This window comes from Myxococcus xanthus, assembly GCF_013116825.1.
GTDB classification, from domain to species: Bacteria; Myxococcota; Myxococcia; order Myxococcales; family Myxococcaceae; genus Myxococcus; species Myxococcus xanthus_B.
This window is the reverse complement of sequence record NZ_JABFNS010000025.1, coordinates 1-15,858: the sequence shown is the minus strand read 5'-3', so window position 1 is coordinate 15,858 and position 15,858 is coordinate 1. Positions and strand designations below refer to the sequence as shown.

The 15,858-nt window shown below is 69.9% G+C and carries 15 protein-coding genes and 1 tRNA gene; 9 read left to right on the top strand and 7 right to left on the bottom strand.

Translation table 11 applies throughout. From position 1 onward, the window contains the following. Positions 1-183 precede the first annotated feature (183 nt). From HNV26_RS09620 to HNV26_RS09605, 4 genes are all read left to right on the top strand, one after another. On the top strand, positions 184-2,886 hold the full coding sequence (locus HNV26_RS09620; RefSeq protein ID WP_216611986.1) for a winged helix-turn-helix domain-containing protein: 2,703 nt from the start codon (positions 184-186) through the stop codon (positions 2,884-2,886). Positions 2,887-3,078: 192 nt separating this feature from the next. Further along, positions 3,079-3,627: a GNAT family N-acetyltransferase gene (locus tag HNV26_RS09615; RefSeq protein WP_171441915.1), complete on the top strand. Its 549-nt coding sequence runs from the start codon at positions 3,079-3,081 to the stop codon at positions 3,625-3,627. Further along, positions 3,624-3,884 carry a YdeI/OmpD-associated family protein gene (locus HNV26_RS09610; RefSeq protein ID WP_171441916.1) on the top strand — a complete coding sequence of 87 codons (261 nt, stop codon included), beginning with the start codon at positions 3,624-3,626 and terminating at the stop codon, positions 3,882-3,884. The genes HNV26_RS09615 and HNV26_RS09610 overlap by 4 nt, the downstream gene beginning before the upstream one ends. 267 nt (positions 3,885-4,151) lie before the next feature. Next, entirely contained in the window at positions 4,152-4,850 is a 699-nt protein-coding gene (locus tag HNV26_RS09605) for a hypothetical protein (RefSeq protein WP_171441917.1), read from the top strand. Between the two features lie 40 nt (positions 4,851-4,890). Here the strand turns inward: HNV26_RS09605 and HNV26_RS09600 are convergent, their stop codons facing one another. Both HNV26_RS09600 and HNV26_RS09595 read right to left on the bottom strand, forming a co-directional pair. Then, complete coding sequence (locus tag HNV26_RS09600; RefSeq protein ID WP_171441918.1) at positions 4,891-5,265, bottom strand: cupin domain-containing protein; 375 nt, start codon at positions 5,263-5,265, stop codon at positions 4,891-4,893. Positions 5,266-5,456: 191 nt separating this feature from the next. Continuing rightward, positions 5,457-5,657 (bottom strand): cold-shock protein, encoded by a 201-nt coding sequence (locus HNV26_RS09595; RefSeq protein ID WP_011555276.1) that lies wholly within the window; start codon positions 5,655-5,657, stop codon positions 5,457-5,459. 349 nt (positions 5,658-6,006) lie between these two features. Here HNV26_RS09595 and HNV26_RS09590 point away from each other — a divergent pair, with 349 nt between their 5' ends. The 4 genes from HNV26_RS09590 to HNV26_RS09575 are packed head-to-tail and all read left to right on the top strand — an operon-like array spanning position 6,007 to position 8,935. Beyond that, positions 6,007-6,573 (top strand): periplasmic heavy metal sensor, encoded by a 567-nt coding sequence (locus tag HNV26_RS09590; RefSeq protein ID WP_171445302.1) that lies wholly within the window; start codon positions 6,007-6,009, stop codon positions 6,571-6,573. Positions 6,574-6,620: 47 nt separating this feature from the next. Then, positions 6,621-6,842 (top strand): hypothetical protein, encoded by a 222-nt coding sequence (locus HNV26_RS09585; protein ID WP_171445303.1) that lies wholly within the window; start codon positions 6,621-6,623, stop codon positions 6,840-6,842. Between the two features lie 15 nt (positions 6,843-6,857). After that, a complete protein-coding gene (locus tag HNV26_RS09580; protein ID WP_171445304.1) occupies positions 6,858-7,538 on the top strand; it encodes a response regulator transcription factor in 681 nt (226 codons plus the stop codon). Next, complete coding sequence (locus tag HNV26_RS09575) at positions 7,535-8,935, top strand: HAMP domain-containing sensor histidine kinase (RefSeq protein ID WP_171445305.1); 1,401 nt, start codon at positions 7,535-7,537, stop codon at positions 8,933-8,935. Before HNV26_RS09580 ends, HNV26_RS09575 begins: the two co-directional genes overlap by 4 nt. Before the next feature lie 8 nt (positions 8,936-8,943). On the opposite strand, the gene HNV26_RS09570 is transcribed toward HNV26_RS09575, so the two are convergent. From HNV26_RS09570 to HNV26_RS09550, 5 genes are all read right to left on the bottom strand, one after another. Next, a complete protein-coding gene (locus tag HNV26_RS09570; RefSeq protein ID WP_171445306.1) occupies positions 8,944-9,774 on the bottom strand; it encodes a carboxypeptidase regulatory-like domain-containing protein in 831 nt (276 codons plus the stop codon). Positions 9,775-9,874: 100 nt separating this feature from the next. Beyond that, positions 9,875-10,732, bottom strand: coding sequence for an ABC transporter permease (locus HNV26_RS09565; RefSeq protein WP_171445307.1), 858 nt, complete (start codon positions 10,730-10,732; stop codon positions 9,875-9,877). Beyond that, complete coding sequence (locus tag HNV26_RS09560; protein ID WP_171445308.1) at positions 10,729-11,721, bottom strand: ABC transporter ATP-binding protein; 993 nt, start codon at positions 11,719-11,721, stop codon at positions 10,729-10,731. Before HNV26_RS09560 ends, HNV26_RS09565 begins: the two co-directional genes overlap by 4 nt. Before the next feature lie 29 nt (positions 11,722-11,750). Beyond that, positions 11,751-12,635: a heme o synthase gene (cyoE, locus tag HNV26_RS09555; protein WP_171445309.1), complete on the bottom strand. Its 885-nt coding sequence runs from the start codon at positions 12,633-12,635 to the stop codon at positions 11,751-11,753. 318 nt (positions 12,636-12,953) lie between these two features. Further along, entirely contained in the window at positions 12,954-15,317 is a 2,364-nt protein-coding gene (locus tag HNV26_RS09550; protein WP_171445310.1) for a tetratricopeptide repeat protein, read from the bottom strand. A 193-nt stretch (positions 15,318-15,510) separates the two neighbouring features. Between HNV26_RS09550 and HNV26_RS09545 the strand changes: the two genes are divergently transcribed. Then, positions 15,511-15,586, top strand: a tRNA-Ala gene (locus HNV26_RS09545). Positions 15,587-15,858: the final 272 nt, after the last annotated feature.

The following is a 15,858-nucleotide window of genomic DNA, read 5'->3' as shown; positions in this document are numbered from 1 at the left end:
CACGGCGCGTCAGGCTTTCCTCGCGAGCACCCGGCGCCGCAAAGCCGCGAAACCGCGTGTGCAACACATTGCAGTGTCCATTTCATGACACTCATTGTGGGGTTGCCTTCGCGCCCCCCAGCCCGGCTCACCCGTTTTCCGTGGTTTAGTGACTGACGCAACCGGCCATAGAGGGACGTGCTCATGCCGAGCCTTCGAAGCGCTCTGGATCTGCTACCCACGAAGCTCTCCCCTCCCCGGGCGGCGTCCGTGCTGGTGCCGTGTGGCGCCGCACTGCGGAGAATCGACCATGGGGTGAGCGGGAAGCTGGTGCTGGTGACGGCCCCGCTCGGCTCCGGCAAGACGACGCTGCTGACGCAGTGGTACCGGGAAGCACGCGTGCCGCACCTGCTTGCCTGGCTGTCGCTGGACGAGCAGGACAACGCTCCCGAGCGGTTCTTCGCATACCTGGTCGGGGCGATTCGCCGGGCCGCTCCAGACTTCGACGCGTACAGCACGAGCCAACCCGAGCACGCGACGGCCGTCATCCTGCAAAGCCTGTGGAGCCTGGGCCGCGAGCTCGTCGTGGTGCTGGACGACTTCCATGTCCTGCGCGAGCGCCCACTGGTGCGGGCCTTCTCGTACCTGCTGGACCACTCGCCACCGCACGTGCATTGGGTCGTGTCGTCGCGCAACATCCCCGAGCTGGACCTGGCCAAGCTGAAGCTCGCCGAGCAACTGGTGACGCTCGACGGCCGAGACCTGAACCTGGACGGCGAGGCCATCCGCGAGCTGGGCCTGCGCCTGTGCGGCGCGGTGCTCACGCCGGAGGACATCGACTCCCTCCGCACGCGGACGGAGGGCTGGGTCGCTGGCGTCAAGCTGGCGCTGCTGTCGGCGGGTGAGCACGCGAGCGTGAGCGATGCGCTGAGGAAGGCCATGGGCTCCAATCACGACGTGGCCCGGTACCTGGCGGACGCGGTGCTGCGCGAGCAGCCGGAGGAGGTCCGCGAGTTCCTGGTGCTGAGTTCCGTGGTGGAGCAACTCCACGGCGCGCTCTGCAACGCGCTGCTCGGAACCACCCGAGGACACGCGCTGCTGGGGCAGCTCGAGCGGTCGCAGTTGTTCATCCAGGCGCTCGACACCGAGCGGCAGTGGTACCGGTACCATCCACTGTTCCTCGATGTGCTGCGCGCCCAGCTCGCCTGTGACTACGCGGACCGCGTCCCTCGGCTGCACCGTGCGGCGAGCGCGTGGTTCGCGGAGAACCAGATGCCGGACGAGGCGTTGACCCATGCGTTCGCCTCGGGAGACAGGGATTGGTGTCTCGCGCTCACCGCGCGCTGCATGGAGGCGTGGATGCGCGAGGGCGAGCTCGCCTCCGTCCTCCACTGGACCGCGAAGCTGACGGCTCAGGAGGTCATCCGGTCGCCCGCCATCTGCGTGGGACACATCGCCTGCCTCATCCTGTCCCGTCGCTTCGCGCATGCGACCGCGGCGCTGAGGGATGCCCAGCATCACCTCGACACGGCCGATGAGGTGTCCGTGCACGAACGCGAGCGGCTGACGAAGCGGCTCGCACACCTCACGCTGCTTCATGCCGTGCTGTCCGATTCGGCTCCGGACACCGGCATGGACCTGGACGCGTCTCCGGGCTCCGAGGAGTCGGACGTCTTCATGGCGGGCGCCGTGCTGGCGGCGAAGGCCTACCGGGCGCTCCGGCTGAACCGCTTCGACGCGATGCGCCGGCTCGCGCTGAGCGCCCGGGAGACGTTGCAGGGGCACAACAACCCGTTCCTGGTCGGCTACACGGACGTCCTCGTCGCGCTGGCGGACCGGGCGCAGGGGAACATGAAGGACGCCGCGGCGCGTTGCGAGGGAGCCTTCGAGCGCGCGAGTCGTGGACCGCGCAACCCCGTCTGGGCGAATGCGGCCACGGCACTGGCCAACGCTCGCTACGAGCAGAACCGGCTCGACGAAGCCGAGGCGCTCTGCGTCGAGGTGCTTCCACTGCTTCCACAGGCCTCCGTGTTCGAGACGTTCGCGCTCGCCTACCTCATGCTGGCCCGCATCAAGACGGTACGCGGGAAGTACGCGGAGGCGTACCGGCTCCTGGACTACCTCCACGGAGTGCTCGAGTGCGGCCACCAGACGCGCTTCCTGGCCCATGTCTGCGGGGAGAAGATTCGCCTCTACCTGGTGGAGCAGGCGCCCGCGCGAATGCGGGTGGTGGCCCAGGAGTTCGGCCTTGGCGAGCGCATGCGCCGGGGCGAGTGGAGCGAAAAGCGCTTCTACGACGAGACGTGGGAGCGGCTCGGGCTCGCGCAGGCGTGGGTGATGATGGTGCGCGGCCGTCACGACAAGGCGCACGCGATTCTGGAGGTGCTGCGGGCCAGCGCGCACGAGGTGGGCTATGTGTCACGCGAGACGGCGCTGCTGGCCACCATCGCGGTGTGCCACTGGCGCGCGGGTGACGCGATGGCCGCATTCGCAGCCTTGAACCGGGGCTTCGCGCTGGCGCAGCGCTTCGGCTTCGGGCGCAGCGTTTTCGACGAGACGCCGGGCCTGCAGGAGGTCGTCATCGCGGCCGCCCGGCAGCGGAAGCTGAGCTACGCGTTTCCGGACCGGTACGCCAGGCGGTACCAGGACCTGCTGTCCGCGGGAGCCCGCGTGCCTCGGGAGTTCGCGGCGCCCCCCTCCGCGCCCCTGGAGCCACTCACCGAGCGCGAGCTCCAGATGCTCAAGCTGCTCGCACAGGGGCTGAGCAATCAGGAGATCAGCGAGCGCTCCAACGTCGCGCTCTCCACGACCAAGTGGCACCTGCGGAACGTGTTCGCCAAGCTGGACGTCACCACGCGCACCGCCGCCATCGTCAAGGCTCAGGAGCGCTTGCAGCGGAACCTGTGAAGGCTGGGGCCGTCCGTGGAATGAACGCTCCTTCCACGCCGCGCCGCGCAAATTGACCGCCCGGGCCCCCGCTCCCGGACATGGACCGTTGTCCTCTGGCATGAGAGGCCCGGGAGCGGTTGAATCGGAACATCCGCGCCACCGCATCGTGTGGCAGGCGCGGCGGGGCTCCAGGCCCCAGGAGGAGCGTCCGTGCCCGCAGCGACCATCCCCACCATCGAGACCGAGCGCCTCGTCATGAAGGGTCACAGCCTCGAGGACTACGAGGAGTGCCTCGCGCTGTGGAGCGACCCCACGGTGGTCCGCTACATCAGCGGCAAGCCGTCCACACGCGAAGAGATGTGGTCCCGGCTCCTGCGTTACGTGGGCCATTGGAACCTGCTGGGCTTTGGGTTCTGGGTGGTGCGTGAGAAGGCAACGGGCCGCCTCGTGGGCGAAGTGGGCCTGGGCGACTTCCACCGCGACATGGAACCGTCCCCGGGCGCCGGCCCCGAGGCCGGCTGGATCCTGGCCCCCGGCTTCCACGGCAAGGGTTACGCCACAGAGGCGGTACGCGCGGCGCTGGCCTGGGCGGATGCCCAGCTCAGCCCCGAGCGCGTGGTGTGCATCATCGCGCCCGAGAATGCAGCGTCCATCCGAGTCGCCGACAAGTGCGGCTTCCGGCAGACGGGACAGGGGCACTACAAGGGAGAGCCCTCGCTCATGTTCGAGCGACTGGCACCGGTGAAGGCTGGGACATGACCATGGCCACGGCGAAGCGACCCACGCTCAAGCGCGCCGTCAACCCGATGCCCGCGAATGTCCGGGCGGCGTTGGTCCAGCGCGGGCTCATGGACGCGTACAAGGCGCGTCCGCCATACCAGCAGAACGACTATCTCGGGTGGATTGCGAGGGCCAAGCTCGAGCCGACGAGGCAGAAGCGGCTCGACCAGATGCTGGATGAACTGGCCGGCGGGACGAAGTACATGAACATGGCGTGGTCCGGCGGGCGGAAGTAACGCGGAGCCACATGGCGAGAGTACGCGCGAGATGCGAATGGCAGGTCGCTTGTTCGTAGCGCCCCCGACTGCACTTTGGCTCTTGCTGGGTTCCAGCAGGCGCTTGCCGAGCAGCGGAGCTGTCCTCTCACGGGTACTTCGATGCCGAAAATGGGCCGCCCTGGGACACCTGGGTGCAGTGGATTGAGCAGACTGACCTGAGCATGGCACAGCGCCAACCCCTGCCCCCACCCCAACACGCTGCTCATTCCCGATAGACTGCCGAGAATGAGAATCCTCTTCATCATTCTCACCGCGGCAATCACGCTCTACCTGTGGCCAACGACAGCGCAGGCGTGTGTTTGCGTCGCGGGCGGGGGCAACCTTCACCACGACCTCAAGGTGGCACGGGAGCGTGCGAGCGCCATCTATCGAGCTCGCGTCGTCCCGGCTCCCGTTGGCCCCTACTTGGGAACCGTGAATGTCGAGGTCCTGGAGGTCATCAAGGGCCCTGTCGTCACGGGCGAGAAGTTCATTCTCCCCCAGGGGGGCGGTGGCGATTGCCGTGTCCGGTACCAGGGCGACGCGATGTATCTCATCTACGCCGAACCCAATAACCCCAGGTTGATCTGGCACTGCTCCCGCACCCGGCCGATGCCCTCACTGGAGGATGCGGAGTGGGTCTGGCTCACCACGGGGAAGCTCCCTTCCATTCCGGCCGCGGTCCAGCGCGAGTCCGGGCCTGGCGAGCCGTGCGAAGAAAACAAGAAGTGCACGTCGAAGTGGGAGCCACCGGAAGCACTCGCCGCGGTCCAGTGCCACTGGCGAACCCCCGACCGGGCCCATTGCACCTTCACCGGCCCCCGCGTTCCCCTCCCAGAGAACGCGCAGACCTCCCCGCTGCTGGTCTGCCGGCCCGAAGCAGGGCACGCGTCCAGGTACACCTGCACCGTCCAGAAGGACCCGAACCCAACGCAGGCGGAATGAGCACCGGCGCCCTCCGGACGAAAGCGCCGAGCCTCCGGGCTCACGCCTTCGCGGGCGGCTTCGTCCCCGCGTCCTTGCCCTCATCCCGGCCATGCACGGCCGCGGGCGGACTGGTGGCTTCGACGGCGGAGAAGGTCTCCAGCACCTTGTACGTGTGACTGGAGCCACGAGGCACCAGCCAGGAGTCACCAGGGTTGAGCAGGATGACCTGTCCCTCGATGCGCAGCTCCGCGCGGCCCTTCAGGACGAAGCCCACCGTTTCGTAGTCCCTCGCGGTGGCGGGCGCCGCCTCTCCGGGCGGTTCGTCCTCCCACAGCCGCATCGACAGGCGGACGCCAGACGCCAGGTACTTCTGCCCCATTTCGCCCTTGGGAGAGTGCCGACTCTCCACCTTCTTCACGCTGGTGTCGCCCATGCCTTCGTCTCCGTTGGATGGCGGCGGATGTGCCGCGCGTCTGCCGGAAAAGGTAAGGAAGGCATCCAGGTGCCGACGGGCACTCGGCGCGGGCCGCCAGCCCGGCGCGCCAGGAGCCGGACATGCGAAGGCCCCGCCTCCCTGCTGGGAGGCCGGGCCTCGGGCTCACTCAGAAGTGGCCTGCGGGTGCGTCAGACGGCGCGGACGTTCTGCGCCTGCAGGCCCTTGGGGCCACGCGTGACCTCGAACTCCACCTGCTGCCCCTCCTGGAGGGTGCGGAAGCCATCCATGTTGATGGCAGTGTGGTGGCAGAACACGTCCTCACCGTTGTCCTGCGCGATGAAGCCGAACCCCTTGGCGTCGTTGAACCACTTCACGGTACCGATTGCCATGTGACCTTCTTCCTTCTGCTTCGAGGCCGCCGCCAAGGGCTGCCCGATCGACGTGTGCGGAGCGGACACCGCCCCGGCCCCCTAACGACAAACTTCCTGGCGGCGCCTGTCCACCGGGCAACCGCCTCCCGGGCAAGCAGCCGTCCGCCACCGGACACTCGACTTCCCCCCGCCCCTCCCGCCAGGGCGGCAAGCCGTCTTCTTCCCCTCATTCCCCCTCCCCTCTCCCGGGGCCGTCTTCACACTTCTTCACCGCGCGCGGGCGTGGCCTTCACACCCGCCCTCTACCTTCCCGCTCGTCACCACCAGCGCCGCCCCCAGGGGACGGCCTCATTGGGAGCGTGGAGCCATGTTCGGGTTTCTCTTCGGAACCGCCTGTCTCGCCGGGCTCATCTACACGGTCCGTGGCGGACGCCACGGGTATCGCCGCGGAGGCCGCTGGAGTTCGCGCGGACGCCTCCGCTGGCTCTTCGAGCGGCTGGATACATCGCCCGGCCAGGAGAAGGTCCTCCTCAAGGCCGCTGACGATGTCCTGGAGTCCTTCGCCAAGGCCCGTGATGAGGCAGGCCCCAGCCGCACCGCCCTGGGCGCCGCGCTGCGCGGTGAGCACTTCGACGGCGCCGCGCTGCGCGAGCTCTTCGCCCGTCACGATGTCGCCATCGACAATGTGCGCCGCACGGTGCAGGGGTCGCTCGCCCAGGTCCACGAGGCGCTGGACCCGCGCCAGCGCCGTGAGCTCGCGGACCTCCTCGAGCACGGCTTCGGCTCCGCCCACGGCTGGCGCGGCGGCCATTGCGGCTGGCATCGCCGCTGTGGCGGCCACGGCGGCTGGCGAGGCGGCGCATTCGGCCACGGCGGCCATCGCCACGAAGACGGCCATGGCCCTTGGGGTCGCGATGACGCGCGTGGGGTGTGAGCCTCGAACCAACGCCCCCTCTCGTCGTCCTTTAAAGGAGAGACTCCATGCGCCGCCGTCTGCTCATCGTCCTGCTCGCCCTGGGCACCGTTGGAGGCTATGCGTCCGGCTTCGCCAGCGTGGCCCGCCACCGCCATCACCTGCGCCACTGTCACCACGGCGCCTGGGAACACGGATGGAGCCCCCACGGCAGGTGGGAGCCTTCCGGCCAGCGAGGGGTGACTCCCCCGCCGGCGACTCGCGTGTCCATCCACGCGGCCTCCCCCTGAAGTAGAAGGCGGTTCATGTCCACGCGCGTCCTGCTCATCGACGACGACACCCGGATGTACGAATTGCTCGCGCAGTACCTCGGGCAGAACGGCCTCAGCGTCACCCACGCGGCGGATGGCGGGCGGGGGCTGGCGGCGCTGGAGGCCAGCGCCTTCGACGCGGTGCTGCTCGACGTGATGATGCCCGGCATGGACGGCCTGGAGGTCTGCAAGCGCATCCGCGCCAGGAGCCGCATCCCCGTCATCATGCTCACCGCGAAGGGCGACGAGACGGACCGCGTGGTGGGCCTGGAGCTGGGCGCGGACGACTACCTCCCCAAACCCTTCAGTCCCCGCGAACTGCTGGCGCGGCTGCGGGCCGTGCTCCGCCGCTCGCAACCCTCGGCGGTCGCGGACCGGCTGGAGTCGGGCGGCGTGTCCATCGACGTGGCCGGGCGCGAGGTACGCGTGGAGGAGCGCACCGTGGAGTTGACGGGCCTGGAGTTCGATTTGCTCGTCGCGCTGGTGCGCAGGGCCGGACGCGTCGTTCCGCGCGACGCCCTGCTGGGCGAGGCGGGCCGCAGTGACACGGTGGTGGGCGAGCGCACCGTCGACGTGCACATCTCCCACCTGCGACAGAAGCTCGGAGACGTGGGCACCCGCCTCATCAAGACAGTGCGCGGCGTGGGCTACGTGTTCGCCAAGGAGGGCCCGTGAAACGCGGCAGGCCCCAGGCCCACAAGCGCGGCTGGGACGCGTGGGGCGAGCCGCACGAATGCGGCCCCTGGGGACACCGGCATCCGCCGCACGGCTACTGGCATATGGGCCGCCTGGGCGGCTTCGTGCGCGCACGCCTGCACCGGCGCCTGTTCATGTGGTTCGGCCTGTCCATCCTCGCCACCGGCGCCGTGGTGGCCACCGTGATGAGTCTGGTGGGCGGAGGCACCTGGAGACAGGAAAGCGACCGCGTGCGCGCCTTCGTGGGCCACCGCTTCGAGGAGGTCTGGGACGAGCCCGCCCGGCGGGACGCGCTGGTGGCGTCCATCGAGAAGGACTTGCAGGTGGGCGTGGAGCTGCGGGACGCATCCGGCGCGATGCTGACGCAGACCCAGGTGCCGTGCCGGCGGCCCGAGTTCAACCTGCCCGTGATTCGCGATGGCGTCACCCTGGGCTCGGTGCGCGCCTGCTACGCCAGCTTCCGTCCGAAGAGCCCGCTGCGGATGGTGCTGCCGCTGGCGCTGTCGTGCATGGTGCTGTGGATGGCCGCGGGGAAGCTCGCGCGTCGGCTCGCACGGCCCATGGATGAGCTGGTGCGGGCCACGCGAGCGCTGGGCTCGGGTCGGCTGGACTCGCGCGCGGACGTCGCGCCCCATGTCACCGGGGAGTTCGCCGTGCTGGCGGATGCCTTCAACGACATGGCGGGGCGCATCGAGAAACAGGTGGCGGACCAGCGCGAGCTGCTCGCCGCCGTGTCCCACGAGCTGCGCACCCCGCTGGCCCGGCTGCGCGTGCTGACGGAGCTGCTCCGCGACGGAGGCGGCAACCCGAAGACACTGGACCAGGTGGACCGTGAGGTGGTGGAGCTGGATGCGCTGGTGGGGGAGCTGCTGGCCAGCTCCCGGCTGGACTTCGGCCAGCTCACCCCGCGTGTCCTCGATGGCCAGACGCTGGCCACGCAGGCACTGGAGCGCGCGGGGCTGGCGAACTCCCTGCTGGGCATGGAGGTTGAGCGCGCCGGGCTCGTGGGAGACGCGACGCTGCTGGGCCGCGCCCTGGCCAACCTCCTGGAGAATGCGCGCAAGCACGGCGCCGGCGCCGAGGCACTGCGCATCCAGGAGCGAGGCGAACACCTGGCCTTCTGCGTGGAAGACCGGGGCCCCGGGCTGCAGCCCGGCGAGGACGAGCGCATCTTCCGGCCCTTCTACCGCAGGGACCAAGGCACCGAAGCGCGCGAGGCGGGCTCCCTGGGCCTGGGTCTGGCGCTGGTCCAGCGCATCGCGCACGTCCACGGCGGAGAAGTCTTCGCGGAGAACCGCCCCGGCGGCGGCGCACGGGTGGGCTTCACCGTGCGGAAGAACGGCCCTCCGACGTCAGAGAGCCGCCCCGCCGCGTAGCGCGTTCGTCACTTCTGGGCGGACGCGTCCTCCGCGGAGAAGGAGAACGCGGCCTCGGCCGGCGCGTCATCCTTCACCGTGACTTCGGCCGTCTTCGTGCCGAGCGTCTCGTGCCAGGCCTCCACCGTGTACGTGCCCGCGGGCAGTCCTTCGAGTGCGAAGGCACCGTCCGCGCCCGTCGTCGCGAAGTACGGGTTCTCGTTGCTGACGACGAAGGCGGACATCCACGGGTGCACGTCACACTTGAGCTTCAGCACGTCCGCGTCCGCGGGCAGCGGGCGCTCCACCGGGGCGCCGGACGGAGGCTGCGCGACGTTGAACACAGGCTTCGTGCCCGCGACGCCTCGCACGTTGTGCAGCGTGCCGTCGCTGTTCTTGAACGCCACCTGTTGCCCCGCCATCGCGCCCTGCACGCGCGGGACGTAGGTGCACTTCGACTGGTCCACCACCACCGGCGTGGCAGGCGCGGGAGGCACGCCGGGCACCTTGCCCTTCACGCGCACCAGCACGTTCTGGAGGTTGCCGTCCTTCACCAGGACGGACGCATCCTTCGTCGCCATGCCCTCGCACGCCGGGTCATTGCTCGCGGGGATGTCCGCGGCCTCGGGCGGCATGCCAGTGAACTTCACCGTGCCCTTCACCACGCCCTTGCCCGCTGGAGCCACGGGCGCGGCGGCGGCACCTTCCGGCGCCTGGATGGGCGAGGCCGCGTGAGGCTCCTTCTTCGCGGCGGGAGCGGCAGCGGGCGGCGCGGCGGCCGGCTCCTCCTTCTTACAGGCGGAAAAGGTCAGCAGCCCCGCGGTCCCCAGCAGCGTCAAGCCGAGCGTGCGCAGCGTCATCGTGCAGTCTCCTCGGGAAGTCAGGTGATGCGTCTGCCCACCTCGTAGCGAAAGGGGCAGCGCATGTCCAACCCACCGGGACACCGCGAACGACTGCGGTCTACTCCCGGCGGCTGACGCTGAAGGCCGCCAGCCCGATGAACACCGCGGCGAACGCCACCAGCACCGGCACTTCCAACCCCGCCGAGGACGACGACGCGCCCAGCGCCACCGACGCCTCCGCGCCGTGCAGCGCCCGCCGCACGCCCTCCACGGAGTAGCGCATCGGGTTGAGCCGCATCACCCAGGCCAGCCAGGTGTCCGCGCCCTTGAGCGGGAACACGGCGCCGGACAACACCCACATGGGCAGCATGACGATGCTCATCACCGCGTGGTAGCCCGCACTGGAGCGCACCCACCACGCCAGCGACATGCCCATGCCCGTCAGCGCCAGCGCCGACAGCACCATGACGGACAGCAGCAGCGGCACGTTCAGCGTGGCCGCGCTCACCCCCGCCAGCGGCGCCAGCAACAGGAACAGCGACGCCTGCAGCAGCGCGATGGCGGACGAGCCCAGCGCCTTGCCCAGCACCACCGCCAGCCGCGAGCCTGGCCCGGCGAGCACCGCCTGGAGGAAGCCCTCCTTGCGGTCCTCGATGACGGTAATCGTCGCGAAGATGGCGCTGAACAGCAGCACCATGGTGACGACGCCCGGGAAGAAGAACTGCTGGTAGCCCAGGCCCTGCGCGCCCTCCACGCGGAAGGAGCCCGCGAAGCCGGAGCCGATGACGAACCAGAAGAGGACGGGCTGCGCGAGCGCCCCCACCACCCGGGAGGGCTGGCGGAAGAAGCGGACGATATCGCGCATCATCAGCACCCGCACCGTCGCCCACTGGAGCGCGAGCGTTCCGGGCGGCGACGACACGGCCGGAGCCCCGGTGTTCATCGGTTCGGGGGCGGCGGACAGCTCGGCGCTCATCGACGTCTCCTCGGCGCGGATTCAGCGGTGGGCACGTCCGCGCCCAGCGCGCGCCCCGTCAATTGGAGGAACACGTCCGCCAGCGTCGGCCGGCGCAGCGCCACGGAGGTCAGCCGCCCGGCGGGGAAGGCCTCCACCAACCGGGGCACCAGCGCGTGCCCCTGCGGCGCCTCCACCTGCACCCGCCCCTCCACCACCTTCGCGTCCAGCCCCAGCCGCTCGCGCAGCTCGGCCGCCAGCGCCTCCGGCTCGGGCGCCTCCACGGAGAGGATGTCCCCGCCCATGCGCGAGGCCAGCGCCTGCGGCGTGTCACACGCCACCAGCCTGCCGGCGTCCAACACCGCCAGCCGGTCGCAGACGTCGGCCTCGTCCGCGCGGTGCGTGGTGAGCAGCACCGTGAGGCCCTCGCTGTCGCGCAGGCGCTTCAGGTGCGCCCAGAAGGTACGGAAGGCCGCCTCGTCCAGGCCCTGCGTGGGCTCGTCCATGAGCAGGACGCGCGGCTGGTGCACCAGGGCCCGCGCCAGCTCCAGGCGCCGGCGCATGCCACCGGACCACGTGGACACCCGTTCGTCGCCACGGTCAGCCAAGCCGATGAGCGACAACATCGCCTCCACCCGCTCGCGGGCCCGCTCTCCGCCCAGGCCATACAGCCGGGCGCCGAGCATCAGGTTCTCCCGCGCGGTCAGCAGGTCATCCAGGCTGCTGCGCTGGAAGATGATGCCCATCTGCCGGCGCAGCGACGGGTCGCTCAGCGACAGCTCCCGGCCCTCGAAGCGAACGAGGCCCGCATCGGGGGACAGCAGCCCGGCCAGCACCTGGAACGTGGTGGACTTGCCCGCACCGTTGGGGCCCAGCAGGCCCAGAATCTCCCCCGGCCGCACCGACAGGGACAGGCCATCCACGGCTGTGCGCCCCTTGAAGCGACGCGTGAGCCCCTCCAACTGGAGCAGCGGTTGAGAGGTGGCAGTGGAAAGCAGGACTTCGGGCATGAGCGGGCGTCCCCCGTTCGCCCCGGACGCTATTCGCGAGGAACTCGGTCCAGCGCCAGCGCGGCGAACAGGCCGGTGAGGTAGATGAGTGAGAAGAAGAACGTCTGGCGGGCCCAGGTGTTTCCCAGCCGCCGGAAGAAGCCCCACGCCCCCAGCCCGAGGAAGCTCAGCCCCAGGAGCACCGCCGCGGCCAGGTACCACGCGCCGGCGATGTGGAGTTGGAAGGGCAGGAGCGTCATCGGAATCAGCGCCACCAGGTAGAGCACCACCTGCGCGCGGCTGGACTCGTCACCCCGCTCCAGGGGGACCGACGTGAGGCCCGCCGCCCGGTACTCCTCCTTGCGGAAGAGCGCGATGGCGATGAAGTGCGGCATCTGCCAGAGGAACATGATGGCGAAGAGCGAGAAGCCCCCCACGTCCATCTGGTTGGTCACCGCCGTCCAGCCCATCAGCGGAGGCAGTGCGCCGGGCACCCCACCCACCAGCATGGCCGCGGACGTGCGCGCCTTCAGCGGCGTGTAGGCCAGCACGTAGCTCAGCAGCGCCACCAGCCCCAGCGCGGCGGTGAGCACGTTGGCGCCCAGGGCCAGCGCCGGAAGCGACACGGCCGCCAGGGAGATGCCGAACCACAGCGCCACCGCCGGCTCCATGCGCCCGGAGGGCAGCGGCCGGTTGCGGGTGCGGTCCATGAACTGGTCGCTGTGCCGCTCCCAGTAGCAGTTGAGGGCATTGGCCGCGCCCACGGTTCCCGCCGTGGCCAGCAGCGTCACCAGCGCGTTGACGGCGCCCATGTGGCCGGGCGCCAGCCACATGCCCCCCGCCGCGGTGACGAGCACCAGGGAGGAGAGGCGCGGCTTGGTGAGGGAGATCAGGTCGGACGCGATTGTCGGCAAGGACTCGGCACGCGCGTTCACACAGACTCCAGAGGTAGGCACGACAGACACGCTGCCGGCGCGGTAACGGCCTTCCCCATACAGGCACCACCCGGGGGTGGGCAAGGACACGGCGCCCCCGGGAGACTCCGGCGGACGGACGCCCGGCTGGCCCACGTGAGACACCAGGGCGACACCGGACTCCCGCCACCCACCCAGGCGCGTCGGGGGAAGACAAACGACCCGGGCATAGCGTCAGGGCGCGGGGGCAGCAACCACGACAACGGGGCTGACCGCGCGTTCAACTGCCCGCGCGCATCAGCCCCGCTTGTCCGGCGCCTGGAAGGCCGCCGTGGTGTTTCAGCCGCCCGCCAGCGAACGGGCCGCGGACGCGTGCTCGCCGCTCGGGTCGCGCTTCAGGTACTCCTGGGCCAGCATCTTCGCCTTCGCGCCCTGCTTCGAGTCCTTCGAGAGCAGCGTGGCGTAGAAGTAGTAGGCCGGCGAGTACGCCTCGTCCGCGTTGAGGGCGCGCTGGTAGGTCTCGTCCGCCTTCGCCGTGTCGCCCTTGCTCTGGAACACGCGCCCCAGCTCGGTGAGCGCGATGGCCGCGCGGTCCGACTGCCCCAGGAACTCCTGGCTCGCCTTCTCCAGCTGCTCCTGCGCCAGGTCCCACTTGGACCGCTCGCGGTAGATGGCGCCCATGGCCAGCCGGGCCTCCGGGTTCTTGGCCTTCGGGTCCTTCACCGCGCGCTGGTACTGGGCCAGGGCCTCATCCAGCTTGCCCTGACGGCGGTACGCGTTGCCCAGCATCACCACCAGCTTCGGGCTGTCGCCCATCGTCTTCAGGGCCGTCTGCAGCGCGTCGGCGGCGTCCTTCTCGCCGCCCTGCTTGCCCATGAGCGACTTGGCCAGCTCGACGTAGAACTGGGCGCGCGAGGCGTCCATGCGGATGGCCTTGCGAATCTCCTCCGCCGCCGCGTCGTAGTTGCCCTCCGCCAGCAGGCGGCGCCCCTTGATGAGGTGCAGCTCCGGGTTCTGCTTGTCGAGCGAGAAGCCGGTCTCCTCGCTCTTGAGCATCTCCGAGCGGGCCTTGTCCTTGTCCTGAGGGACAGCGGTCGCCTCGGCCAGCTTCTGCTGCATGTCCGGCTTCAGGTCCACCATGGCCGTGGACACGCGGCTGATGAGCAGCGAGCGCGCCAGGTGCGCCGCGGCCAGCTGCCGCGGAGACGGCGGCGGGTCGGACTCCAGCAGCTTCTTGAGCATGGTGTGGGCCAGCTCGAAGTTGGGCGAGTCCTGCTCCAGCATCAGCAGGGAGCGTCCCAGCAGCGACTCCGGGTGGTCCTTCGCGTACCGGAGGGCGGAGTCGTAGTTCCGCCAGGCGGCGGCGTCCTGCCCCATGCGGCGGTACACCGCGCCCAGGCTCGCGTAGGTGCGAGGATCATCCGGAGACAGCACCTGCGCGCGGTCCAGGCTGTCGCGGCCGCGCTCCAGGTCGCCCGCGTTCATCTGGATGAGGCCCAGCGTGAGGTACAGCAGCGAGCTGGAGCGGCCCTGCGCGTCCAGGTCCTTCACCTTCTCCTCCAGCTGCCCCAGCGCGTCCTTGCCCTTGCCGCCGTAGGTATGGATGAGCGCCTCGGACGCGATGAGGTGCGAGCTGAGGTCGCCGCTCTTCTTGCCCACGGCCAGATGCTCCTCGGCCTGGCGGCGCGCATCGTCACCACCGCCGTGCTCACCCCAACGGATGGCCCAGGCGTAGGCGAGGTAGCCGTGCGCCACGGCGGAGTCGGAGTCCACCTCCAGCGCCTGGTCCGCCGCCTCGACGGCCTTCTTGTAGCTGTCGAAGGAGTCGCGCTTGAGCAGCTCGCTGGCCGCATCCAGGCTCTTCTTCAGCTCGCGGGACTTCGTGCGGGCGTTGGCCGAGTACCAGCCATAGCCGATGGCGAACAGCGGGATGGCGACCAGCAGGCCTAGCGTCACCATCTTGCTGCCCTTGCTGCCCGAGGAGGGGGGGCGGCGGGACACCGGCTCGTCGTCCTCGTCCTCATCCACCTCTTCCACGACGACCTGGGGCCGGCGCGGCTGAGGGGCGGGACGCGGCGCGGGAGCCTCCGCGCGCGCGGTGGGCGCGGGCTTCGCGCTCTGGGTGGCGGCGGGCTTCGCAGCGGGCGCTTCCGTCCCCGCCGTCGCCGCGACGCTGGAGAGCGCGGCGGCGGACTGCTGGGTGGCGGACGGACCCGGCGTCGCGGGCGCAACCGGAGCAGCTGGCGCGGCGACCGGAGCCGGCGCGGCGGGCCGCGGCGGCTCAATCTTGTGCTGCTGGAGCAGCGTGACGGTGTCCGGGTCGCCCGGGTCCGCGGTGTAGGCCTTGAGGAGGTTCGCCTTGCCGGGCTCCGCTTCGCCGGTCTTCAGCTGAAGCGCGCCGGCCATGCGCAGCGCGGCCTTGTCCTCAGGCTGCACCTGGAGGGCGCCGAGCGCCTCCTCCAGCGCCTTCTTGTCCTTGCCCTGCTCCGCATAGACGCGGGCAAGCAGGAGGCGGGGGTCCGCCGCATTCGGGTGGGCCTTCACCCCCTTCTTGCAGACGACCATCGCCTCCATGAAGCGGCCCATGCTCAGGTACGCTTCTGCGAGAGGCTTGTAGGCCGCCGACGAAGGGTCGGAAGCAAAGGCGTGTTCAAGCTTCGCGAGCTCGGCCGGGCTCAACGTCTTCGAAGAGGAGATAGACATTAACGGGGGGCAGCTAAACGGGCGGGAAGGATACGCCTGACAAGGGGGGTTTTTATGGCACCCGGTACGCAGCACGTCAATCGCCGGAATCCATGTTCGCAGCTTGCGCTTGACACGGTGAAGGGCCTCCGGTACTAGCCCATCCCACTTCGGCGGCCCCAAACCGCGGAGGCGCAGCAGGCAGTCCAGTTGTGGGGGTGTAGCTCAGTTGGGAGAGCGTCGCGTTCGCAATGCGAAGGTCGTCGGTTCGATCCCGTCCACCTCCACCATGCAACAAACGAAGGGCCTCACGGGAAACCGTGAGGCCCTTTGCATTTGGGGCATCCCGGTGAACTGCCGAATTGCAAAGCATCCGGGCTTTGTTATCCGGTGCCGATGACCGACCAGCCCGCCTCCCTGTCGTTCTTCGCCCGCTTCTGGCTCGCCTGGCTGTGCTTCTGGCGCTGCCTCGTGTCCCGCGAGTTCGCGCAGGCCGTGCTGCCCACGAGCAAGGCCTATGACGCCGGCCAGCTCGCCCAGCTTCCTTCGGGCGGCCCCGCCC